The following is a 22,281-nucleotide window of genomic DNA, read 5'->3' on the forward strand; positions in this document are numbered from 1 at the left end:
TGCACCTCCTGAAGATGTGTCGCGGGCTCCGGCAAGAGGAGTCGCACAGGCAACGGAAAGGTATCGGGTCAATCTTGCCACTTCGCGTGCCGACATGCAGTCATAGCGACCGCCCGGAGACCGCCTGTCGCTCAGAGCGTGGTGCGCACCAGGGGCCGATCGCCGCCGGCCACGCGGATGTCGACCGACCGCAACTCGCTGGTGGGAATGCTCGTCGACGCCGACAGATTGGTCGCCTTCTCACCCGAAGCCGACCAGCTCGCCACCGTGGTCTCGGTGCCCTGCGCGTCGGTCACGACGAGGTCGTAGGTGATCGATTGAGCACCGGGATACTCCGGCCGCTCGGCGCCGTAGCTGCAGCTCCAGTCGAACCGGGTGCCCCAGCCCTTCTGGGTGACCGCGAGCTCGGCATCCACGTAGCCGGGTTCGACCTGCACCATGGCGCGCGCCACGCCGTCACCCGGTGCGTCGGCGGTGCTCGGCGCGGTCGGCGCCGGCGACACGATGGCGAAAGGGGCGCTGGGCTCCGAGATGGCGATCAGCCCACAACCGGCGAAGAGTCCTCCCACGGCGAGCACGGCTCCGACCCCGCCGGCGAGGATTGTCAGGCGCCGGCGCCTGCGCGTGCGGGTGCGACGCACCGAGCGGGCGAGGTCCTGCATGATCACGGAGTCGGGTGGCAGGGAGACGGGCGCCGGTGGATCGTAGAGCAGGGCCCCGGCCTCGGCGGTCGACAGTTTGCGCAGGATGCCGGGCAGCCCCGAATGTTCGGTGACCGCGGCGGCACACTCCGGGCAGGTGGCGAGGTGACGTTCGTAGACGCGGCGTTCCTCCGGTCCGAGCATGCCGAAGAGGTAGGCGGCATCCCAGTCCCGGTAAGGATCGTCGGCACGGTCAGGATCGACGGGTTCGTCTCGGTCGATCACTCGGTCACCCCCCTCTCCTGCAGGGCCACGCGGAGAGCACGAAGCGCGTAATGGATGCGGGAACGCACCGTGCCCACCGGCACGTTCTCCCGTTCGGCGATCTCGGCGGCGGTCTGGCCGAGATAGAACGAACTGACGATGACGGTGCGGTGTTCGAGCGAGAGCGCCAACAACGCGTCGGAGAGCAGCCACTTGTCGAGCACCGCATCCGTGGCGTCGTGCGTGCTGCGCTCCGGCACGTCGTCGGTGGCGAACTCGTGGGAGTGCCGGGCGCTCCGCCGATCGTCGATCACGAGGTGGCGCGCCACCGTGAAGAGCCAGGCGCGGGCCGCCTCGTCGCTCTGCTCCAGGATGGCCGGTGACCGCCAGGCACGCAGGAGCGCCTCCTGCACGATGTCCTGGGCGAGAATCGGGTCGTGCGTCAGCCGCACGACGAACCGGAACAGGGCCGGCGCGTGGGCGTCGTGAACCGCGCGCAGCAGCACAGCCTGATCGTCGGACATCGGTACCTCCAACCACACAACGGTATGCGAGGCGTTCGCGTTCAATTCTGAGCTCGATCCGACCCGGAATAGGCTCGGAATCCTGCCCTCCACCTGGGACTCCGCTGGGAGCCTGAACGATTCGGTGGCACGTTCCGTCTCCCCAATCAACGGTACGAAACCATTGAAGGAGACACCATCATGAAAACCCGGATGACCCTCGCTGCTGCTGCCGCGGCGATTGCCCTGCTGGCGCTGGCCGGCTGTTCGTCGAGCCCCTCGTCGGATACTTCGACGCCGGCCGCCGAGACCTCGTCGACACCGACTCCGTCTGCCGCGGCGGGCGCGGACTCCACCGGCACCGCCGACATCGCCACGGCGAGTTCTTCGCTCGGCGAGATCGTCGTGGACGGAAAAGGCATGACCGTCTACTACTACACCGTCGACACGGCGAACTCGGGCAAGAGCGCGTGCACCGGCGCCTGCGAGCCGCTCTGGCCAGCCGTGGTCTCGGCATCGACGACCCCGGTCGTCGAAGGCGTCACCGGCACCGTCGGCACCATCACGGGTGTCGCCGGAGGCAACCAGATCACCATCGACGGCCGCCCGATCTACACCTTCGCCGACGACAAGAAGCCCGGCGACGTCTCGGGTCAGGGCTTCGGCGGAATCTGGTTCGCGGTGTCTCCTGACGGCGCGGAGATCTCCGGGTCCGGGGGCGGGTCCACGCCCGCGGCATCCGGAGCCGGCTACTAAAGCCCGAGGGCACGCACGACCTCGTCGTCGGTCGTCGCGCGGAAGTCTCCGTAGTAGAGCCCGACCGCCCCGAAGGGGTCCGGCGTGAGCACGGACACGATCTCGTCGGCCTCCTCGATCACGGATGTGGTGCTCGTCGCTGCCACGGGCGCGGCGAGCACCACCGCGGAGGCGCCCCGCTCCCTCGCTGCCCGGCACGCGACCCGGGCCGTCGCACCGGTCGCGATGCCGTCGTCGACCACGACCGCCACCTTCCCCTCCAGAGAGCGGGGGCCGAGGTGACGACGGAGCAGACGCACCCGGCGGGCGAGCGCCTGCTCCTCGACACGCTCCACCCCGGCGAGGTCGGAGGCGCTGACGCCCTGGTGCACGAGGAGCGCCGTGTCGAGGTAGCGGACGCCTCCCTCGGCGATCGCCCCCATGGCCACTTCGGGCGCGAGGGGCAGACCGAGCTTGCGCACCACGATGACGTCGAGCGGAACGCCGAGCATCTCCGCCACCTCGGCTGCCACGATGACGCCGCCGCGCGGCAACCCGAGCACGATCATGTCGGCCCGGCGCGCCGGCAGCAGCATCCGGCCGAGCTGTCGCCCGGCATCCCGTCGATCCCGGAACCGGTCCATCTCCCGACGCTACGCCTCCATGGCAGCAGGTGAGTCGATGACGTCGACGAGTTTCAGGGGGCCACGAAGCGCCCCGCCGCCAGGTCGGCCGGTGCCTGCCGCTTCATCAGGAAGTGCTGCTTCTTGCCGGTCGCGGTGTAGGGCAGCTCGTCGACGAAGGCGTAGCGGCGGGGCCGCTTGAAGCGGGCGAGGGCCACGCTGTCCTGGCAGAAGCGGTCGAGGTCGGTCGCCGCTTCGGCCGCATCGTCGAGCGCACCGGGGCGGCGTTGCACGTAGGCGACCACGATCTCGCCCCATTCCGAGTCCGGCATGGCGGTGACGATGCTGTCGGCGACCCCCGGATGCCCGGCCAGCACCTCCTCGATCTGCACCGGATGCACGTTCTCACCGCCCGAGATGATCATGTCGTCCTTGCGTCCCACGATCGTGACGATCTCGTCGCCGTTCCACGTGGCGAGGTCACCGGGGTAGACCCATCCGTCACGGAACTTCTTCTCCTGCTCCGAGGGGTTGTGCATGTAGGCGTAGCCGCTCTTCACCGATCGCATGATCACCTCGCCGACGGTGCTGCCGTCTTGCGGCACGGTGTCGCTCGGGTCGGCCATCCGGTCGGGGTAGACGTTCACCACCACGACGTCGTCGTCGAGACAGGCGCGACCGGATGCGCCGGCGGCGTCGGGCAGGTCGTCGGGGCGCAGGTAGGTGTTCCAGAACGCCTCCGTGGTGCCGTAGCCGTTCGCGATGCGGGGCGTGATGGTCTGCTGGTAGCGCAGCGCGGCGGCGCGCTCGAGCGGTGCGCCCATGGTGACGATGCCCGAGAGCGAGGAGAGGTCGCGCGGCCGGGCCTCCTGCTCGTCGGCCAGGCGCTCGAGGTTCGTGGGCGCCCCGATCACGTAGGTGAGGCCGTGTCGCTCCACCAGGTCGAGCACGAGGCCGGGCTCGAACTGCGGCAGGGTGACCACCTCGGAACCCACGTAGAACGCGGTGTTCGGGCCCGCGCAGTAGTTGCCGCCGCGGTGGAACCACGGCGACATGTTCATCGTCTTGTCGGTCGGGCCGAGCGGGAAGTGCATGATCGCGTCGTGCGCCGTGAGCACCTCGTTGAGGCTCGTGAGCGGCACCGCCTTCGGCATGCCGGTGGTGCCCGAGGTGTAGAGGCGGGAGGTCTCGTCCCACACCGAACCGCCCTCGGGGGCGCGGAAGCTCGGGGCACCGTCGACGAGCAGGGAGTCGAACGGGATCGTGCCGGGAACGGCCGCCGCAGCGGCTGCGACAGCGTCGTCGTCGCCGACTGCGACCAGCACCTCGGGAACGAAATCGGTCAAGCCCAGCGCAGTCCGCACATCCGCTGCTGCCGCCGCCTCGTAGACGAAGATCTTCGGCTTCGACTCGCCCAGGATGTGCGCCGTCTCGGCCGGTGCCAAGCGGAAGTTCATCGGCGACGAGACCGCCCGCAGCCCCTGGGATGCGACGTACAAGAACGCGAACTCGGGCCGGTTCATCAGCTGGTACCCCACGATGTCGCCCACCCCGATGCCGCGTGCGGAGAGCCCGGCGACGAGGGCGCCGGTCACCTCGCCGAGCTGCCGGTAGGTCCACGAGTCGCCCGTGGTCGAGTCGGTGATCGCCGTGCGGTTCGCGTAGCGATGCGTGTTGCGCGCAACGGCCGAGGCGTAGGTGAAATGCTGCTCGAACACCTGGCGGAACGCCGTGGGATCGTACTCGGTGTTGCCGACGGTGGCGGTGGGGGCGACTGTGCGTGTGGAGGGGGCGCTGATGCTCATGAGACCTCGTTCTGTTCGGATTCCAGGTATACAACGCCGGGTGGCGCCCAGTCATCCCACACTCTTGCGTCTGCCGTGTCGACGTGATCACACTGGGTCATGGCCGACGACGTGACCGCCCCTGTTTCCGCCTGGATCGACGGGTACCGCCGAGCGTGGGAGTCGAACGATCCCGACGACATCCGGGCCCTCTTCACGCCCGACGGCGAGTACCGCACCGAGCCCTTCGCCGATCCGTGGACGGGGCACGAGGAGATCGTGGCGGGCTGGCTCGACGCGCAGGACGAGCCGGGCGACACGACGTTCTCGTGGCATCCGGTCGCCATCGACGGCACGGTAGCGGTGGTGCAGGGCACCACCGTCTACTCCGGCGGGCCGGTCTACAGCAACCTCTGGGTCATCCGCCTCGCCGACGACGGGCGGGCGACCGAGTTCACCGAATGGTGGATGGAGCAGAAGGTCGACGCCGGCGGCTGAGTGGTTCCTCGCTCGGGGATGGGGCCCTGATCAGGTGATCGTCGCCCTTCAGAGGAATTGCGCAAGCCCTGTACCCGGGGCGGCACCGCCTGTTAGGGTGAGCGACACCGACGGCGGGGTCGAGCCCGCCGCCCGAGTCAGGGGGACCAGATGGCAACGACGCCATGGGCACAGACCGAGCGACGCTCCGCCACGCGCGCGCGCATCCGCACCACCGTCGCCGGAGGAGGGGTGTTCGCGCTCGTCGCAGGCGGCCTGATCTTCGGGGCGGGGGCAGGAGCGGCCAACGCCGCGCTGCCACAAGCTCCGGTGGAGTTCACGGTGCCGGGGAGCGTGGAGAGCTGGACCGTTCCGGTCGGGGTGACCTCGGTCGACCTCGTGGTGAACGGTGCGTCCGGCGGTCGAGGCGGCGGCACGAACGGCGGCGCCCCGGGGGTCGGCGCGACGCTCTCCGGCACACTGGCCGTGACAGCGGGCGACGAGCTCGAGGTCTACGTCGGCGAAGCCGGTACGGATGGCTACCTGCTCGAGCCCGGCGACGACGGCTACGACGGACCGAGCGACGGTGACGCCGGCGTCGGAGGCCAGGGCTGGACCGAGGGCGGCGAAGGCGGCCATGGATCGTTCTTCGCCCGTTCGGGTGGTGGAGGTGGCGGGTCGAGCGCCGTCGTCGTGAACAGCGACGAGGCGAACGCGATCGTGGCTGCAGCCGGCGCCGGCGGCGGGGGCCGCGGCGTTTTCGGGTTCTGCTTCGGCGGCGACGCCGGTGATGCGGGCGAGGCCGGAAACGCGCCGCGTGACGACGAGGCGCTGCCGCCCGACCCCGACTTCGACCTGCACTGCCTGGGCGAGGGAGCCGGCGGCGAGCTCAACTTCTCGGATGACGGCGACGGCACCAACGGTCAAGACGTCGACTTCCTGCTCGGCGGCGGTGGCGGTGGCGGCGGCGCGAGCGTCTTCGGCGACGGGATCTCCGGCGGCCAGGGTGGCCGCGCCGGATCGCTCTTCCCCGCTCCCGACGGCAACCCGGACACGCCCCTGGGCACCACGGGCATCGAAGACGGCGTCATCGGCCTCGGTGGCGGCGGCGGCGGCGGCGCGGGCGGTGGCGGCAGCTCCACCACCGGCCTCGAGAACACGAGCACCGGCCTGGCCACGCAGGGCGACGGCTCGGTGACCATCTTCTACAGCATCGAGTACGCCACGGCCACCTCGATCGCCATCGCACCCGCCTCGCCGATCTTCGCCGACGACCTGACGGTGACCGTGACGGTGGAGAACCTCACGACCGACTCCTTGCCGACCGGCACGGTTCAGCTGATGATCGGCACCGACACCCCGCTCACCGCTCCGGTGGTCGACGGGCAGGCGGTGTTCACGCTCACGGCGCCGTATCCGGCGGGCACCCACATGGTCTCGGCGGCGTACCTGCCCGACGACATCTCGCCGTACGCGCCGTCATCCAGCGAGACGACACTCGCCATCGCCAAGGCGCCGACGACTACGACCCTCGTGGTCGACCCGGCGAGTGTGCGAACGGGATCGTCGGCCCGACTGACCGCGACGGTCGGATCGGCCACCGACGTCGTGCCCACCGGCACGGTCGCGTTCTACCGCGGAACGCAGCACCTCGGCGACGCGACCCTGACGGCTGCCGGCACGGCGACGCTCTCGGTCACGACCACCGGCACGGGCACCGGCCAGATCACGGCCCGGTTCCTCGGCGACCCGAACTTCCTCGCGTCGACGAGCACGGCGGTCTCCCTCACGGTGACGGCGGTCCCGGCCGCACCGGCGGCGCTGGCCAACACCGGGTTCTCGGTGAACGACGTACTGCCGCTGGGGATCGCGTTGCTCCTGGCAGGGGCTGCGGCGGTCGGTGTCGGAACATACCGTCGCTCCCGTTCCCGTTCCCGCTCCCACTCGAACGGGTAGGCGCCTCCTCCCGCATGCCGACACCCCTCGCCGACGATTCGGCGAGGGGTGTCGGCACGGGGCGGGTGGGTAGTCTGGCGACATGAGCTCGGGCCCGGTCGACGTCGTCGTGGTGGGGAGCGGCCCGAACGGACTGGCTGCCGCCGTCACCATGGCTCGGGCCGGCCTCTCGGTGAGGGTGTTCGAGGCGGCCGGATCGGCCGGTGGTGGCTCGCGTTCGGCTGAGCTCACCCTGCCGGGGCACCTGCATGACGTGTGCTCCGCCGTGCATCCGATGGCCCTCGCGTCGTCGTTCTTTCGCGAATTCGGCATCGAGCAGCGGGTGGCCTTCGCAACCCCGGAGGTCTCCTACGCCCAAGTGCTCGACGGCGGCCGGGCCGGCATCGCCTGGCGCGATCTCGAACGCACCGTCGACGGGCTCGGCGTCGACGGACCCGCCTGGCGACGCCTGTTCGGCCCCCTCCTCGAGCGGCAGGACGCGGTGGTCGACTTCGCGATGTCGCCGATGCTCCGTGTGCCCCGGCGGCCGTTCGCGGCGGCGTCGATGGTCTCCCGGATGCTCGCCTCGGCTCGAGCGGCCGACGCCGGTTTCGAGACCGACGAGGCCGGGGGGCTGCTGGCCGGGGTGAGCGCGCACTCGATCGGTCCGGTGGCGTCGCTCGGGGCGCGCGGGGCCGGGCTCCTGCTCGGCATGCTCGCGCACTCGCCCGGCGGCTGGCCCATTCCGATCGGCGGTTCGCAGGCGATCGTCGACGCCCTGGTGGCCGACCTGCGGGCCAACGGGGGAGAGGTGGTGACCGAGACGCGCATCCACTCACTCCGCGAACTCCCCTCGGCGCACGCCGTGCTGCTCGACGTCACCCCGCGCGCCCTCGACCTCATCGGCGGCGACCTGTTGCCGAGCGGCTACCGGGGCGCGCTGCGCCAGTTCCGATACGGCAACGCGGCCGCGAAGGTCGACTACGTGCTCGACGGCCCCGTGCCGTGGGCGAATCCCGACGTCGCGCTCGCCGGTACGGTGCACCTCGGCGGAGGAGCGGCCGAGGTCGACGCCGCCGAACGCGAACTGGCTCGCGGCGCGCATCCGAAACGCCCCTACGTGCTGGTCTCGCAGCCGAGCGAGTTCGATCCGGGGCGCGCACCGGATGGCCGCACGATCGTCTGGGCCTACACGCACGTGCCGCGCGCATCCGGTCGCGACATGACGGATGCCGTCACCGCCCGCATCGAGCAGTATGCGCCGGGGTTCCGCGACCGCGTGGTGGCCTCGGCCGCGATCCCGGCCTCGGCGCTGCAGCTCTACAACGCGAACTACGTCGACGGCGACATCGCGAGCGGCGCCGCCACGGTCGGGCAGCTGCTCGCCCGACCAGTGCTCTCGGGTACCCCATGGCGCACGCCGCTCGACGGGGTGTACCTCTGCTCGGCGAGCACGTCACCCGGCCCCGGGGTGCACGGCATGGCCGGCTGGCACGCCGCGCGCACGGCCCTGCGCGACGTGTTCGGCACGGAGCCTCCCTCGCTGGCGCCCTGACCCCGCCGACCTCATCGCGACTCGCGGGTCGCGGGTCGCGATGAGTGAGCGGGACGCAGGGCCCTAGAGGTCGAGCGTGTCGCCGGGCTGCAGGGCGAAGAACTCGCCGCCGCCCTGCGCGGTCGCCCACGCCAGGCGGTCGTTCGCGATGCTCTTGCCCGCCACCGAGAGCACCATCTCGTGCGTCGGGAAGGCCCTCTTGGGCTTCACCTCGAGCACGTAGTCCATGGCCTCGCCGATCTTCAGCCAGGGCGCGCCGGCCGGCACGGCGAGCATGTCGACGTCTACGCCCTCCGGAACCGCGAAGGAGTCGCCCGGGTAGTAGAGCACGTCGTTGATCAGCACGCCGACGTTGTCGACGAGGGGGATCGTCGAATGGATGAGCGCGTGCACGCCGCCGAAGAAGCGCAGGGTGAACGGGCCCGCCTCCACGGTGTCGCCCGGGTCGACACGGGTGACGTCGAAGCCGGAAGCGGCCAGCACGACCCCTTCGGGCCCGTAGATCACCGCGTCGGGGGAGACCTCGAGGATGCGGTTCAGCTGATCGGGCGTCCAATGGTCGGCATGCTCATGGGTGATCACCACGGCGACGGTGTCGGAGGCCGACGTGATCGGGGTCGTCAACGACCCGGGATCGACGAAGAGCTTCTTGCCCGACTGCTCGAGGAGAAGGGCCGCGTGTTCGAATTTCGTGAGTCTCATATCTCCCGACTCAACACCCGCGCATCGGGATACGCAACTTGGGGAATAATCGGTCGGTATGGTCTCCCCTGCGAAGCGGATCGTCGTCGCGATCAACCCGAACGCCTCCTTCGGCAAGACCCGGCCGGTGGGCCCCGCTGCGGTGGCCGCCTTGAAGCGGCGGGGGCACGAGGTCGTTCCGCTGAGCGCCCCTGATTTCGACGGTCTCGTGCGGGTGGCTCAGGATGCGCTCACCGCGCCGACCGACGCGCTGGTCGTGGTCGGGGGTGACGGCATGGTCAACCTGGGGGTCAATCTGGTGGCCGGCACGGGCATCCCGCTCGGCATCGTTCCCGCCGGCACCGGCAACGACTTCGCCGCCGGGGTCGGCATCCCCACGGCCGATCCGGATGCCGCCATCGCCGCCCTCTGCGACGCCCTCGACCGCGCACCCCGCGTGATCGATGCGGCGAAGGTCACCGGGGTCGAGGGCGACGCACCGCACCGCTGGTTCGGGGGCGTGCTCTCCGCCGGATTCGACGCCCGCGTGAACGAGCGGGCGAACGGGATGCGGTTCCCGAGGGGCGCCTCACGGTACGTCTACGCGCTCGTCGCCGAACTGATCACGCTGCGCGCGCGGCGGTACGAGCTGATCGTCGACGGAGAGCGCCGCGAGGTCGACTCCTGTCTGCTCTCGGTGGCGAACAACACCACGATCGGCGGCGGGATGCGGGTGGCGCCCGACGCCCTCCTCGACGACGGACTCCTCGACGTCTTCATCGTGAAACCCGTGTCGCGGCTGCGTTTCATCCGCCTCTTCCCGAAGGTGTTCGCCGGTGCTCATTCGGAACTCGAGATCGTGGAGTTCATGCGCGGCCGCACGGTGACCGTGTCGTCACCCGGCATCGTGGGCTACGCCGACGGGGAGCGATTCGGGCCGCTGCCCCTCACCGTCGAACTGGTGCCGGGTGCACTATCCGTCCTGGTTTGAGAAGGCTTGCCGGGTGTGGCATACTCGATGAGTTGTCAAGACGGCCCCATCGTTTAGCGGCCTAGGACGTCGCCCTCTCACGGCGGTAACGCGGGTTCGAATCCCGCTGGGGTCACAACACGCGAAACCCCCGGGAAACCGGGGGTTTTTCGCGTTTCCTGCCTTCTTCTCCCATACCCGAACTGATTCGCCAAAATACGCCGCTATGCGCGTGGGCGTTGCGGCGTGTCTTGGCGATTCGTTGCACGTCCCGAGTGTTTGAGAAGCGCAGACGCGAGCCGCGGGCCGCGCTCGGGTGAGCCTGGGCCATCGCCTCGGCCTTCCTCATCGGTGTGGTCGGCGCGGTGCTGGCCTCGCGTGATGGCCGGATACCTCGGCGTCTCCACCTCCGCGCTCGCCACCGCAGTGGTGCCGCTCGCTTTTCTCGCGGCCGCCGGATTCGGCAGGATCGACGTCTCGACCGCTCTCGACTCGCGACTGGCACGATGGCGCTCGCTCTCGCGCTCGCGGCAGTCGCACGGGCCGAACTGCCGTGGTGGTCGAAGCTCGCGGTGTTCGTGGGCGAATTGCTGTTCGCGGCGCTCGTGATCATGATTGAGTTGCTGACACACGGCCGATCCACCATCGTCTTCGGCCGGCCTGGGAGGACACCATGAACGACAAGAACGACGAGCCCGTCGACCTCAGCGACATCGAGTACCCCGACGGCGCGGGCTACCCCGACGGACAGGGCGTTGTGGGCAACGGGCCGACGACGGATGCGGTTCCCTCCGGCGTCGACGCGACGCTGGCCGACGAGCCCGAAGACGCCGACCAGGAGATCGAGACCGACGACGAGACGCTGACGGAGAACGACGGCTGACGGTCGACGCGCCGGCGCGATGACCTCGGGGTCATCCGCCCCCGATCGTTAACATCCGTCAATCGGATGTTTCCTCATCAGCCGTCCACCTCTTCTTCAGCCTGAGGGCATGCGGACGTCACCCACCGCCCCGATCGTTTCCCCCTGTACTCACTTACCGTGCAGTACCGGTCATGGTCAGGGGGAACGATGTCGGAGACGTCGCGCGTCGTCTTCTCGTCGTTCCGTGCGGGCGGCGATCCGATGCTGGACTCCTGGAACCGCTTCCGCCAGGTCGTCGCGCCGCTGTCGTCGGCCGGGTCGCCGGATCGGCCGGGCTCGCGGCCGGGTGTCGCGTCGGCGGTCGCCTCCGGGGCCGCCGAGCGCACCGGCATCTGGCGCATCCTCGCCACCAACAACCGGGAACTCTGCCGCTCCGCGCACGTCTACCCGAGCTTCTCCAGCGCCCGCGCCCACGTGCTGCAGCTGCGCGACCGGATCGACGAGCTGGTCGTCACACCCGTCATCGGCCCGCGCCCCGGCAGTCGCGGCTGGTACATGACGCTGAACGGCGTGGTGGTGGTGACCTGCGGCCGGTGGTACGGCGCCGCGGCCTCGAGTGCGGAGGCGGCATCCGCGAGCCTGGAGGAGCTGGGCCGCGCCCGCATCATGGACGCCGCTCGCGATGTGACGGCACCCGGTCGTCGCGCTCCGGGTCACTCGTCCGTGCGGGCTGCCGAGCGGCCGGCGTGGTGACGCGCGCTCAGCCGGCTCGCAGAACGTCGTCGGTGAAGGAGTGGAGGCGGGAGCTCAACCCCTGCGCCCGCGACGCGATCACGTCGGCGGGGTCGGGCTGCATGTCGGACTTCGGGGGCACGATGCGGATCAGCATCGAGCAGGTGAGGTCAGAGCAGATGTAGGTGCCGATGGTGCTGCCGTCGATGCCCGCCTGGCCCGCTCGCGGCGCCGTGAACAGGGTCACCTGGCCTCCCGGGAGCGGTGTGCGGCAGAGTGAGCACATCGCCGAGATGCCGGGCCGCATCCGCGAGCCCGCTGCTTTCAGCAGGATGCCGACGGGCCGGTCGTCGCGCCAATAGACGATATAGCCCCGATGGATGGCGTGGGCGTCGCGCCAGCCGAGGAACTCCCTGTCCTCCCACACGATCTCGTGGAGGCCCGGCAGCGTCATACGGGCGATCTCGTGCGCGCTCGTGTTGGTGAAGGAGGCGCGGATCTCCGACTCGGTGAGTGGCAGCATCGATTCGAGCTTAATCGCTCCGGGGCCAGGCGCAACCGCGGTCGCCCGTCACCCGGCTCAGGGCTCCAGCACGGGCGTGTGCGTGACGCCGATCGACACGGTGGCGATCGCATCCGCCGCCCGCACGAGGGCGAGGTGCGAGAAGGCCTGCGGAAAGTTGCCGACCTGGCGCTCGCCGGCCACGTCGTACTCCTCCGAGAGCAGCCCCACGTCGTTCACCAGCCCCACGAGCCGGTCCATCAGTGCTTTCCCCTCGTCGATCCGCCCCGAGTGGGCGTATTGCTGCACCAGCCAGAATGAGCAGGCGAGGAACGGATGCTCGCCACCCGGCAACCCGTCCACCCCCGACTCGGTGCGGTAGCGCATCAGCAGGCCGTCGCGCAGGAGGTCTTCTTCGATCGCGGCGACGGTGCCGAGCATCCGTTGATCCGTCGCACTCACGAAGCCGATCTGCGAGAGCAGCAGCAGCGAAGCGTCGACCTCGGTGGAGCCGTAATGCTGCACGAAGGTGTTGCGCACCGGGTCGTAGCCGTGCTCTTCGATCTCGGCCCGGATCGTGTCGCGCAACTCGGCCCAACGGTCGGCGTCGCCCGGCAGTCCGTAGACCCGCACCGCCTCGACGCCGCAGGCGAACGCCGCCCAGATCATCGCCCGCGAGTGCGTGAACGCCACCTGCGGGCCGCGGATCTCCCAGATGCCGTTGTCGGGGCGCATCCAGTTCTGTTCGAGGAAGCCGAGCAGCGCACGCTGCAACGGCCACGAGAACTCGTCTTCTTCGACGCCGATGCGCCGCGCTTCGCGGAGCGCGATCATGAGCTCGCCGAAGATGTCGCCCTGATACTGATCGGATGCGCTGTTCCCCACGCGCACCGGCGACGAACCCAGATAGCCGGGCAGGCTGTCGATCTCGTACTCCGGCAGGTGCCGCTCGCCTGAGAGCCCGTACATGATCTGGATGTCGGCCGGGTCGCCCGCGATCGCGCGCAGCAGCCAGCGCCGCCAGTGCCCCGCCTCGGCCTCGTAGCCGTGCAGCATCAGGGCGGCGAGGGTGAGTGAGGCGTCGCGGATCCAGGTGTAGCGGTAGTCCCAGTTGCGCGAGCCTCCGAACTGCTCCGGCAGGCTGGTCGTGACCGCTGCGACGATGCCGCCGGTGTCTTCGTGGGTGAGGGCGCGCAGCACCAGCAGCGAGCGGCGCACCTCGGCCTGGTAGGGCTCGGGCAACTCGGTCGCGGCCGCCCAGTCGCGCCACCAGGTGGCCGTGGCCTCGAGACACGCCTCCACGTCGATCGGTTCCGGTGGCGAGCGATGAGAGGGATACCAGGTCAGCACGATGTCGGTCTGCTCGCCCTCGGCGAGGGTGAAGATCGACTCGTGGAAATGGTTCGAGGCCTGCAGCTTCGGGCCGCGCACGACGACCGCATCCGGCCCGGCCACCCCGATCACGACGTTCTGGCCGTATTCGGGGGCCTGGCGCATCCACGGCAGGGCGTCGGCGTAACCGAAGCGGATGGCGAGCTCCTGGCGGATCTCCACGGAGCCGCTGACACAACGCACCCGACGCACCAGGTCGGCACGGCGGTCGCCTTTCGGCATCGCGTCGATCACTTCGGCCACGCCCGTCGGGGTCTCCCAGCGGGTGATGAGGATGAAGGTGTCGTCGAGATATTGGCGCGTCGAGGTCGCCGACGGGTCGGTCGGCGCCACCAGCCAGCGGCCGTGCTCCTCCGTTCCGAGGAGCGCACCGAAGGTCGAGGCCGAGTCGAAACGGGGGAGGCAGAGCCAGTCGATGCTCCCGTTGCGGCCGACGAGCGCGGCCGTGTGGCAGTCACCGATGACCGCATAATCCTCGATGGGAAGTGGCATGTTCCGATTCTGTCCCTTCTCGCCGAAAGTGCCGTGTATGACGCGACGATCCGTCGCGCTCGGTTGTGTTGTACAGGTGAGGCCTGTTGAATGGGGCGGATGAAGTACCAAGGCCCACTGCTCGGCGTCGTCGCCATGACGTTCGTTTTCGGTGTCGCCGTCGCCACGTCGGTGCCCGCCGCCTCGCTGACGACCCCGGATTCCTTCGACAACGTGCAGATCGATGCCGCCGTCGGAGGGGAGCAGTCGTTCTCAGCACTGGAGGGCGAAGGCCCCGCGGTGTCGCGCGACGGCTACGTCATCAACACGCCGACACCCACTCCCACGCCGAAGCCGGTGGCCTCGTCGTCGTCGTCGGGCGGCTCGAGTGAGGGCGGTTACGGCGGAGGGCAGTGCCAGGCAGGCTCCGACGCGATCGGCGAATCCGTCGCCTTCTCGCCGGTCTACCCCGACGGCTACCGGATGTCCGACGGCTTCGGCCCGCGCTCCGAAGGCTTCCACAAGGGTGTGGACATGCTGAACAGCTCCGGCGTTCCCGTGCACGCCATCGCCGACGGTGTGGTGATCGCCGCATCCGGAAACGGCGGAACCGGCGGCGTGTACACCTCGATCGCGCACAAGGTCGGCGGGCAAGCCGTCTGCAGCATGTACATGCACTTCATCGACGGATCGCTGACCGTCGGAGTCGGCTCCATCGTCACCGCCGGCCAGGTGATCGGGCTCACCGGTCGCACCGGCAACGCCACCACGGAGCACACCCATTTCGAGATGTACGGAGCCGACGGGGTGCGCTACGACCCGATGCCGTTCATGGCGGAGCACGGGATCGGGTAGAAGGGTACCGACTCGCCGCTTTTCCCCGCGCTCGGCCGGCCTTCGGCTGGTCGGGCGCTCATTGCTCGCGCCGGTCCCTGCCCGGCGCGAGGCGACATGTTCGGCTTCGGTCGCTGACGCGGCCGAGGCCTCACCTTAGGTCGTCGAGTAGGGCCTGTTGCGTTCGAATCGGCTGCCATTCCTTCCGGCATGAGGCACCCCGATCCCGCACCTCCTTTCTTCTCACCTCCTTCCCCCCTCTTCCCACCTCGCACCCCCATCTCGCATCCGCGCCAGCTCGCGATATAGCTTGACTTGCGCCCGAACGCGATATAACGTGACTTCAGACATCAACGCGATATATCGCGAATCAGGTTGGAGTGCATCGTGGTTTTGGAGAAGTGGATCGTCGACGGTCCGAAAGTCATCGACATCGAGCTGGTGCGGTCGCTCAAGGTGGGCCTCATCGGCGGGCAGATCGACATCATCGGGCACGACGAGCCGGGCGCCCGCATCGAGGTGCACTCGGTGACCGGCAAAGACCTCAAGATCTCGATCGACGGCGACCTGCTCGAGATCGACCATCCGCAACTCCGCTGGGACAACTTCATCGAGGTCTTCAAGTCCTGGCGTGGCAACGCCCGCGCCGACATCAGCCTCATGGTGCCGCGCGACGTGGCGCTGAAGTTCGGCGTCATCTCCGCCTCCGCCCTCATCTCAGGGCTCACGACGGATGCGCGCATCAGCACGGTCACCGGTGAGGTCGTCATCGACGCGGTCACCGGCGACCTCGACATCAACACCGTCAGCGGTGAGGTGTCGATCCGCGATCACAGGGGTCTCGTCAACGCGCACACGGTGTCCGGCGACATCGCGGCCTCCGGCGCCATCCGTCGATTCTCCTCCGACGGAGTTTCGGGCGAGGTCTTCGTCGACACCACCGGAACCCCCGACGAGATCCAGAACAACACCGTCTCGGGCGACCTCACGGTGCGCTTCGACAGCGATGTCGCGGCCCGCTACAACGTGAACTCGGTCTCCGGGGCCTTGCAACTGGGCTCCAGCACCATCAAGGGGCTGCGTGGTGGCGGCTACAACGGTCACACCGGCGACCTCGACGGGCGCTGGACCGAATTCCGCGCCAACTCGGTGTCGGGCAACATCACCGTCATCTTCCGCGACGACACGGCGACCGCCGACGCGACCGGAACCACGGCAGGCGACGCGACCGGAACCACCGCGGGCGGCGCGACCGGAACCACGGCGGGCGGCGCGACGTCCTCCGCCACCGGCACCGCCACGACCTCCGAGGGGGCCTCGGCATGACTCCCGTCTTCGGCCACGGCCACCTGCGCCTCTACCTCCTCAGCCTGCTCGACGAATCGCCGAAGCACGGTTACGAACTCATCCAGGCGCTGAGCGACCGCTTCGGCGGCACCTACAGCCCGAGCGCCGGCACCATCTACCCGCGCCTCGCGAAGCTCGAGGAGGAGGGGCTCGTCACCAAGACCGCCGACGGCCGCAAGACCGTCTACGCCATCACGGATGCCGGTCGTGCCGAGCTCGAATCCCGTCGCGGCGAACTCGACAACATCGAGGCGGAGCTCTCCGACTCGGTGCGGCGGCTCGCCGACGAGGTGCGCTCCGGCGTCAACCAGGCCATGAAGAGCCTCAAGGCCGATCTCGCGTCGGCGGCGCGCGATGCCCGTTCGAGCACCACCATGCCGACATCCGGAAGGGGCACCTCGGCGACATCCGGCCCCGGCTGGTCGAGCAGCGGTTCCTCGAACGGGTCGACGGATGCGCGTTCCGACCGCGGAGGCGCATCCCGTGCCGAATCGGCTGAAGCGCTCCGTGACGCCGACGCCGCGATCACGGAATTCCGCCAGCGGTTGCGGCTCGAGCTGCGCAAGGCGGCAACCCGCGAGGGTGTGGCGCCCGAGCTGGTCGCGCGGCTGAAGCAGCGGCTCAACGAGGTGGGTGCCGAGGTGCGTGACGAGCTGGCGCGAGCCCGCACCACCCGCTGACCTCCCCGTCCGCACGAAACGACGGAGATTCTCGCAGAACGCCCGGAACGACGGATGCCGACACCGGGTCTTGCGACCACCTCCGTCGTTTCGCGCGGTGGGGGCTGATGCGTCGCTCCCTGTAGTATTGCGTCGCAGAAGGGGAGTATCCCACTTCGCCGTTTTCGTCATCACGGTATCCGTCGTCGGGTGCCCGGAACGGCGGCGCGAGCACCGGGCAACCGGGGCCTTCGCGCGGGAGAGACTTTCGGAGCTTCACGCTGTCCGAGAACAGTCGCAACGGAAAGGTCCTCGTGCCCCTCGAGCTCCCTTTGGCCTTCGAAATCACCTCCCTGGTGGTTCTCGTGCTCATTCTGGCCGCCGACCTCATCCTGGCGTTCAAGCGCCCGCACGTGCCCACCTTCAAGGAGGCGACCCTCTGGGTCGTGTTCTACGTGGTGCTGGCGCTGATCTTCGCGCTGCTGATGCTGGTGTTCGCCGACGGGGAGCACGCGGGGCAGTTCCTCGCGGGCTGGCTGACGGAATACAGCTTGTCGATCGACAACCTGTTCGTGTTCGTCATCATCATGGCGCGCTTCAACGTGCCGCGAAAATACCAGCAAGAGGCGCTGATGGTGGGCATCATCATCGCGCTCATCCTGCGCGGCATCTTCATCCTCATCGGTGCGCAACTCATCGAGAGCCTGAGCTGGATCTTCTACCTCTTCGGCGCCTTCCTCCTCTACACGGCGTGGAAGCAGGCCTTCGGCAACCACGATGAGGGCGACGGCGAGAACGGCCTGGTGCGGATGCTGCGCAAGCGCATCAACATCGCGCCCGACTTCGACGGCGCGAAGGTGCGCACCACCTTCAACGGCAAGAAGATGTTCACGCCGATGCTCATCGTGTTCCTCGCGCTCGGGTCGACCGACCTGCTGTTCGCGCTCGACTCGATCCCCGCCATCTTCGGCATCACGCAATCGCCGTTCATCGTGTTCACGGCGAACGTGTTCGCGCTGATGGGGCTCCGGCAGCTCTACTTCCTGCTCGGCGGGCTGCTCGAGAAGCTCGTGTACCTGCACTACGGCATTGCGTTCATCCTGGCGTTCATCGGCGTGAAGCTGGTGTTCCACGCGCTGCACGCCAACGAGGTGTTCTTCATCAACGGTGGTCATCCGATCGAGTGGATCCCCGAGATCGACACCTGGACGAGCCTCGCGGTCATCATCCTGTCGATGGCCGTGGCTACGATCGCGTCGCTCATCAAGATGCGTCGCACCCCCACGCCCGCCCCGGCGGCCCCCGCCCCCAAAGACGCTCCCGCCCCCAAGGACCACTGACCCGCCACCCCATCGAGTGGGCACGTTCTGTCGCCTATCTCCCGGTCGCTCGGGGCGGCGCGGGGCCCTCAGGGAGGGGGCAGGAGGGCGGTGGTACGATCGGGAGGTGCTGTTCGGTCGGCTTCTCCTTCGTTGCCGCGACGGGTCTTAGCTCAAGGCCACCCCGTCGCGGAGTTTGTCGTTGGCTGACCCCCTACTCTCCGAAGGACATCCGTATCAATGAGCACCCCATCGACTCCGGAGGCCGGCGCGGGCGCCGGTGCCCCGGACACCACTGCTGCTGAGCCGACGCCGATCGACACTCTGTCAGCCGACACCGTCGCCATCGACATCAGCGCGTTGCTGCGTGCAGACGCCGAGGCAGCAGCCGCAGAAGCGGACCTGGCCGACGAGATCGCCGACGCCGAAACGGCCGCGGCCCAGCCGGTCGATCTCGCCGAGAACGCGGCCGAGGTCGCCGCCCACCTCGCGGCAGACGCCGCCTCGACCCAGCGCCCCCGCACCCTGGCCGAGAAGGTCTGGGACGACCATCTCGTCGTGAAGGGCGAGAACGGCAGCCCCGACCTGCTCTACATCGACCTGCACCTGGTGCACGAGGTCACGAGCCCCCAGGCCTTCGACGGCCTGCGCGCCGAGGGCCGCCCGGTGCGACGCCTCGACCTCACGATCGCCACCGAAGACCACAACACCCCCACCCTGGCCATCGACAAGCCGATCGCCGACCTCACGAGCCGTACCCAGATCGACACGCTGCGTGCCAATGCGAAGGAGTTCGGCGTTCGCCTGCACTCCCTGGGCGACCTGGAGCAGGGCATCGTTCATGTGGTCGGCCCCCAGCTCGGCCTCACGATGCCCGGCATCACGGTGGTCTGCGGCGACTCGCACACGAGCACGCACGGCGCGTTCGGCGCGATGGCCTTCGGCATCGGCACGAGCGAGGTCGAGCACGTGCTCGCCACGCAGACACTCCCTCTGAAGCCGTTCAAGACGATGGCCATCACGGTCGAGGGCACCCTCCGCCCCGGCGTCACGGCCAAAGACATCATCCTCGCCGTGATCGCGAAGATCGGAACCGGCGGCGGCCAGGGCTACGTGCTCGAATACCGCGGCAGCGCCATCCGTGCTCTCTCGATGGAGGGCCGGATGACCATCTGCAACATGTCGATCGAGGCCGGTGCCCGCGCGGGCATGGTGGCCCCCGACCAGACGACCTTCGACTACCTCGAGGGTCGCCCGCACGCGCCCACCGGCCAGGACTGGGACGACGCGGTCGAGTACTGGCGCACCCTGCAGACCGACGACGCGGCCGTGTTCGACGCCGAGGTCTTCCTCGACGCCGACCAGCTCGAGCCCTTCGTGACCTGGGGTACTAATCCGGGCCAGGGCGTCTCGCTCAACGAAAGCGTGCCCGATCCGTCGGCCATCACCGACCCCAACGAGCGTGCGAGCGCCGAACGGGCCCTGGAGTACATGGACCTGAAGGCGGGCACCCCGCTCAAGGAGATCCCCGTCGACGCCGTGTTCATGGGCTCCTGCACGAACAGCCGCATCGAAGACCTGCGCGCCTTCGCGAGCGTCATCAAAGGCCAGAAGAAAGCGGATGGCGTGCGCGTCATGGTGGTGCCCGGCAGCGCGCGCGTGCGCATCGAGGCGGAGGCCGAGGGCATCGACAAGATCGTCGAGGAGTTCGGCGCCGAGTGGCGCTTCGCCGGCTGCTCGATGTGCCTCGGCATGAACCCCGATCAACTCGCGCCGGGGGAGCGCTGCGCCAGCACCTCCAACCGCAACTTCGAAGGCCGTCAGGGCAAGGGCGGCCGCACCCACCTGGTGTCGCCGCTGGTCGCCGCGGCGACCGCCATCCGGGGCACGCTCTCGAGCGTCTCCGACCTGTCGACGGATGCGCCGACTCGCGAAACCGTGGAGGTCTAGAACCATGGAGAAGATCAGCACCCTGACGGGCGTCGCCGTGCCGCTGAAGCGCGCAAACGTCGACACCGACCAGATCATCCCGGCCGTCTATCTCAAGCGCGTCACGAAGACCGGATTCGAGGACGCTCTCTTCGCGGCATGGCGTGGCGACCCCGATTTCGTGCTCAACCAGGAGCCCTACAAGCACGGCAAGGTGCTCATCGCCGGCCCCGATTTCGGCACCGGATCGAGCCGCGAGCACGCCGTCTGGGCTCTTCGCGACTACGGTTTCACGGCCGTTCTGAGCGCCCGTTTCGGCGACATCTTCCGCGGCAACTCGGGCAAGCAGGGGCTCCTCACGGGTCAGGTCGACGAGGCCGACATCGAGAAGCTCTGGGCCGCCATCGAAGCGAACCCGGGAGTCGAGGCCACGGTCGACCTGGTGGAGAAAATCGCCACGGTCGGTGACCTCACAGTCTCTTTCGCGATCGACGATTACACTCGGTGGAGGTTGCTCGAAGGTCTGGACGACATCGGGCTCACTCTCCGCGACGAGGCGGCCATCACGGAATTCGAGAGCCGACGAGCGAGTTGGAGACCTCGAACTCTTCCCGTCAAATAGCGAGGGGCGCCGACACGACCGGCACCCTGAGCGCGAAATATCGTCAAATCAGACAGTGCAGGTGATTCAGTGAACAGTCTCGTACAGGATGCTCGTAATGCGGCCGAGCGGGTCGGACTCAAGTCCGACACGATCGTCATCAACGGTGGCCGGCCCCTCCGGGGAACCATCGATGTTCGAGGGGCCAAGAACCTCGTGACGAAAGCGATGGTGGCGTCCCTTCTCGGAGACACCACGTCGACGCTCCGCGATGTCCCCGACATCAGCGATGTGCACGTGGTGGCGAGCCTGCTCGAGATCCACGGCGTGAAGATCACCGGCAGCGCGGGCACGGGCGTGTTGCAGCTCGACCCGGCGAACGTCGCCACGGCCACCAGCGCCGAGATCGACGCGCTCTCGGGCTCCAGCCGCATCCCGATCCTGTTCTGCGGCCCGCTGCTGCATCGCCTCGGTCACGCCTTCATCCCCGACCTCGGCGGCTGCCGCATCGGCGACCGCCCGATCGACTTCCACCTCGACGCGCTCCGTGCCTTCGGCGCGGTCGTCGACAAGCTCCCGTCGGGCATCAACATCACCGCGCCCAACGGCCTGCGCGGCGCGAACATCGAGTTGCCCTACCCGAGCGTCGGCGCCACCGAGCAGGTGCTGCTGACCGCGGTGCGTGCCGATGGCACCACCGAGCTGAAGAACGCCGCGATCGAGCCCGAGATCATGGATCTCATCGCCGTGCTGCAGAAGATGGGCGCGATCATCTCGGTCGAGCCGAACCGCACCATCTTCATCGAGGGCGTCGAGAGCCTCAACGGCTACAACCACCGTGCGCTCTTCGACCGCAACGAGGCCGCATCCTGGGCCTCCGCCGCGCTCGCGACCGGCGGCTCGATCTTCACCACGGGCGCCAAGCAGTCCGAGATGATGACCTTCCTCAACGTGTTCCGCAAGATCGGCGGCGCGTTCGACATCGAGGAGGAGGGCATCCGCTTCTACCACCCCGGTGGCGAGCTGAAGCCCGTCGTGATCGAGACGGACGTGCACCCCGGCTTCATGACCGACTGGCAGCAGCCGCTCATCATCGCCCTGACGCAGGCGCACGGCACCTCGATCGTGCACGAGACGGTGTACGAGAACCGCTTCGGCTTCACGGATGCGCTCATCAAGATGGGTGCGAACATCGAGGTGCACAAAGACGGCCTGGCCGATCCGAACCGTCGTGTTCCGCGTCGTGCGCTCGAGCAGGCGGCCGTGATCACCGGCCCCACACAGCTCCACGGCGCCGAACTCGAGGTTCCCGACCTGCGCGGCGGCTTCAGCCACCTCATCGCAGCCCTCACCGCCAAGGGCCAGTCCTCGGTCAGCAACGTGGGCCTCATCGCGCGCGGGTACGGCGACTTCGTCGGCAAGCTGGAGAAGCTGGGAGCAGACTTCTACTTCGCGGAGTAGG

At 68.8% G+C, this 22,281-nt stretch carries 22 protein-coding genes and 1 tRNA gene; 16 read left to right on the forward strand and 7 right to left on the reverse strand.

Translation table 11 applies throughout. From position 1 onward, the window contains the following. Positions 1 to 131: 131 nt before the first annotated feature. The gene (locus N1027_RS12055; RefSeq protein ID WP_259508205.1) at positions 132 to 926 is read right to left on the reverse strand and encodes an anti-sigma factor family protein; all 795 of its coding nucleotides are present in this window, start codon (positions 924 to 926) and stop codon (positions 132 to 134) included. Next, entirely contained in the window at positions 923 to 1,429 is a 507-nt protein-coding gene (locus tag N1027_RS12060; protein WP_259508206.1) for a sigma-70 family RNA polymerase sigma factor, read from the reverse strand. The genes N1027_RS12055 and N1027_RS12060 overlap by 4 nt, the downstream gene beginning before the upstream one ends. A gap of 180 nt (positions 1,430 to 1,609) precedes the next feature. On the opposite strand from N1027_RS12060, the gene N1027_RS12065 reads away from it, so the two are divergent. After that, positions 1,610 to 2,164 (forward strand): COG4315 family predicted lipoprotein, encoded by a 555-nt coding sequence (locus N1027_RS12065; protein WP_259508208.1) that lies wholly within the window; start codon positions 1,610 to 1,612, stop codon positions 2,162 to 2,164. On the opposite strand, the gene N1027_RS12070 is transcribed toward N1027_RS12065, so the two are convergent. Then, the gene (locus N1027_RS12070) at positions 2,161 to 2,787 is read right to left on the reverse strand and encodes a phosphoribosyltransferase (protein WP_259508210.1); all 627 of its coding nucleotides are present in this window, start codon (positions 2,785 to 2,787) and stop codon (positions 2,161 to 2,163) included. The two genes, N1027_RS12065 and N1027_RS12070, sit on opposite strands and share 4 nt — an antisense overlap. 53 nt (positions 2,788 to 2,840) lie before the next feature. Then, a complete protein-coding gene (locus tag N1027_RS12075) occupies positions 2,841 to 4,571 on the reverse strand; it encodes a class I adenylate-forming enzyme family protein (RefSeq protein WP_259508212.1) in 1,731 nt (576 codons plus the stop codon). A 99-nt stretch (positions 4,572 to 4,670) separates the two neighbouring features. Between N1027_RS12075 and N1027_RS12080 the strand changes: the two genes are divergently transcribed. From N1027_RS12080 to N1027_RS12090, 3 genes are all read left to right on the forward strand, one after another. After that, positions 4,671 to 5,048 (forward strand): nuclear transport factor 2 family protein, encoded by a 378-nt coding sequence (locus N1027_RS12080; protein WP_259508214.1) that lies wholly within the window; start codon positions 4,671 to 4,673, stop codon positions 5,046 to 5,048. Positions 5,049 to 5,198: 150 nt separating this feature from the next. Continuing rightward, on the forward strand, positions 5,199 to 6,983 hold the full coding sequence (locus N1027_RS12085; protein WP_259508216.1) for an Ig-like domain-containing protein: 1,785 nt from the start codon (positions 5,199 to 5,201) through the stop codon (positions 6,981 to 6,983). A gap of 82 nt (positions 6,984 to 7,065) precedes the next feature. Further along, complete coding sequence (locus N1027_RS12090; protein ID WP_259508217.1) at positions 7,066 to 8,517, forward strand: phytoene desaturase family protein; 1,452 nt, start codon at positions 7,066 to 7,068, stop codon at positions 8,515 to 8,517. Between the two features lie 63 nt (positions 8,518 to 8,580). Here N1027_RS12090 and N1027_RS12095 read toward each other — a convergent pair whose 3' ends face one another. Further along, positions 8,581 to 9,219: an MBL fold metallo-hydrolase gene (locus tag N1027_RS12095; protein WP_259508219.1), complete on the reverse strand. Its 639-nt coding sequence runs from the start codon at positions 9,217 to 9,219 to the stop codon at positions 8,581 to 8,583. A 58-nt stretch (positions 9,220 to 9,277) separates the two neighbouring features. On the opposite strand from N1027_RS12095, the gene N1027_RS12100 reads away from it, so the two are divergent. From N1027_RS12100 to N1027_RS12120, 5 genes are all read left to right on the forward strand, one after another. Beyond that, positions 9,278 to 10,189: a diacylglycerol kinase family protein gene (locus N1027_RS12100; RefSeq protein ID WP_259508221.1), complete on the forward strand. Its 912-nt coding sequence runs from the start codon at positions 9,278 to 9,280 to the stop codon at positions 10,187 to 10,189. Between the two features lie 42 nt (positions 10,190 to 10,231). Further along, positions 10,232 to 10,304, forward strand: a tRNA-Glu gene (locus N1027_RS12105). A gap of 370 nt (positions 10,305 to 10,674) precedes the next feature. Further along, a complete protein-coding gene (locus N1027_RS12110; protein ID WP_259508223.1) occupies positions 10,675 to 10,845 on the forward strand; it encodes a hypothetical protein in 171 nt (56 codons plus the stop codon). After that, on the forward strand, positions 10,842 to 11,051 hold the full coding sequence (locus tag N1027_RS12115; protein ID WP_259508225.1) for a hypothetical protein: 210 nt from the start codon (positions 10,842 to 10,844) through the stop codon (positions 11,049 to 11,051). Before N1027_RS12110 ends, N1027_RS12115 begins: the two co-directional genes overlap by 4 nt. Before the next feature lie 189 nt (positions 11,052 to 11,240). Beyond that, positions 11,241 to 11,786 (forward strand): hypothetical protein, encoded by a 546-nt coding sequence (locus tag N1027_RS12120; RefSeq protein ID WP_259508226.1) that lies wholly within the window; start codon positions 11,241 to 11,243, stop codon positions 11,784 to 11,786. 7 nt (positions 11,787 to 11,793) lie between these two features. On the opposite strand, the gene N1027_RS12125 is transcribed toward N1027_RS12120, so the two are convergent. Together N1027_RS12125 and N1027_RS12130 are read right to left on the reverse strand one after the other, a co-directional pair. Further along, positions 11,794 to 12,288, reverse strand: a complete 495-nt coding sequence (locus N1027_RS12125) for an FBP domain-containing protein (protein WP_259508228.1) — start codon at positions 12,286 to 12,288, stop codon at positions 11,794 to 11,796. Positions 12,289 to 12,345: 57 nt separating this feature from the next. Further along, entirely contained in the window at positions 12,346 to 14,151 is a 1,806-nt protein-coding gene (locus N1027_RS12130) for a glycoside hydrolase family 15 protein (protein ID WP_259508230.1), read from the reverse strand. A gap of 99 nt (positions 14,152 to 14,250) precedes the next feature. On the opposite strand from N1027_RS12130, the gene N1027_RS12135 reads away from it, so the two are divergent. From N1027_RS12135 to murA, 7 genes are all read left to right on the forward strand, one after another. Continuing rightward, a complete protein-coding gene (locus N1027_RS12135) occupies positions 14,251 to 14,985 on the forward strand; it encodes a M23 family metallopeptidase (RefSeq protein WP_259508231.1) in 735 nt (244 codons plus the stop codon). A 366-nt stretch (positions 14,986 to 15,351) separates the two neighbouring features. After that, a complete protein-coding gene (locus N1027_RS12140) occupies positions 15,352 to 16,290 on the forward strand; it encodes a DUF4097 family beta strand repeat-containing protein (RefSeq protein WP_259508233.1) in 939 nt (312 codons plus the stop codon). Continuing rightward, on the forward strand, positions 16,287 to 16,991 hold the full coding sequence (locus tag N1027_RS12145) for a PadR family transcriptional regulator (protein ID WP_259508234.1): 705 nt from the start codon (positions 16,287 to 16,289) through the stop codon (positions 16,989 to 16,991). Before N1027_RS12140 ends, N1027_RS12145 begins: the two co-directional genes overlap by 4 nt. 293 nt (positions 16,992 to 17,284) lie before the next feature. Further along, on the forward strand, positions 17,285 to 18,310 hold the full coding sequence (locus tag N1027_RS12150; RefSeq protein ID WP_259508236.1) for a TerC family protein: 1,026 nt from the start codon (positions 17,285 to 17,287) through the stop codon (positions 18,308 to 18,310). Positions 18,311 to 18,529: 219 nt separating this feature from the next. Continuing rightward, the gene (gene leuC, locus N1027_RS12155) at positions 18,530 to 20,239 is read left to right on the forward strand and encodes a 3-isopropylmalate dehydratase large subunit (protein WP_259508238.1); all 1,710 of its coding nucleotides are present in this window, start codon (positions 18,530 to 18,532) and stop codon (positions 20,237 to 20,239) included. 4 nt (positions 20,240 to 20,243) lie between these two features. Continuing rightward, a complete protein-coding gene (gene leuD, locus N1027_RS12160; RefSeq protein ID WP_259508240.1) occupies positions 20,244 to 20,840 on the forward strand; it encodes a 3-isopropylmalate dehydratase small subunit in 597 nt (198 codons plus the stop codon). A 69-nt stretch (positions 20,841 to 20,909) separates the two neighbouring features. Further along, complete coding sequence (gene murA / locus N1027_RS12165; protein ID WP_259508242.1) at positions 20,910 to 22,280, forward strand: UDP-N-acetylglucosamine 1-carboxyvinyltransferase; 1,371 nt, start codon at positions 20,910 to 20,912, stop codon at positions 22,278 to 22,280. Position 22,281: the final 1 nt, after the last annotated feature.

The organism is Herbiconiux aconitum, from assembly GCF_024979235.1.
GTDB classification, from domain to species: domain Bacteria; phylum Actinomycetota; class Actinomycetes; order Actinomycetales; family Microbacteriaceae; genus Herbiconiux; species Herbiconiux aconitum.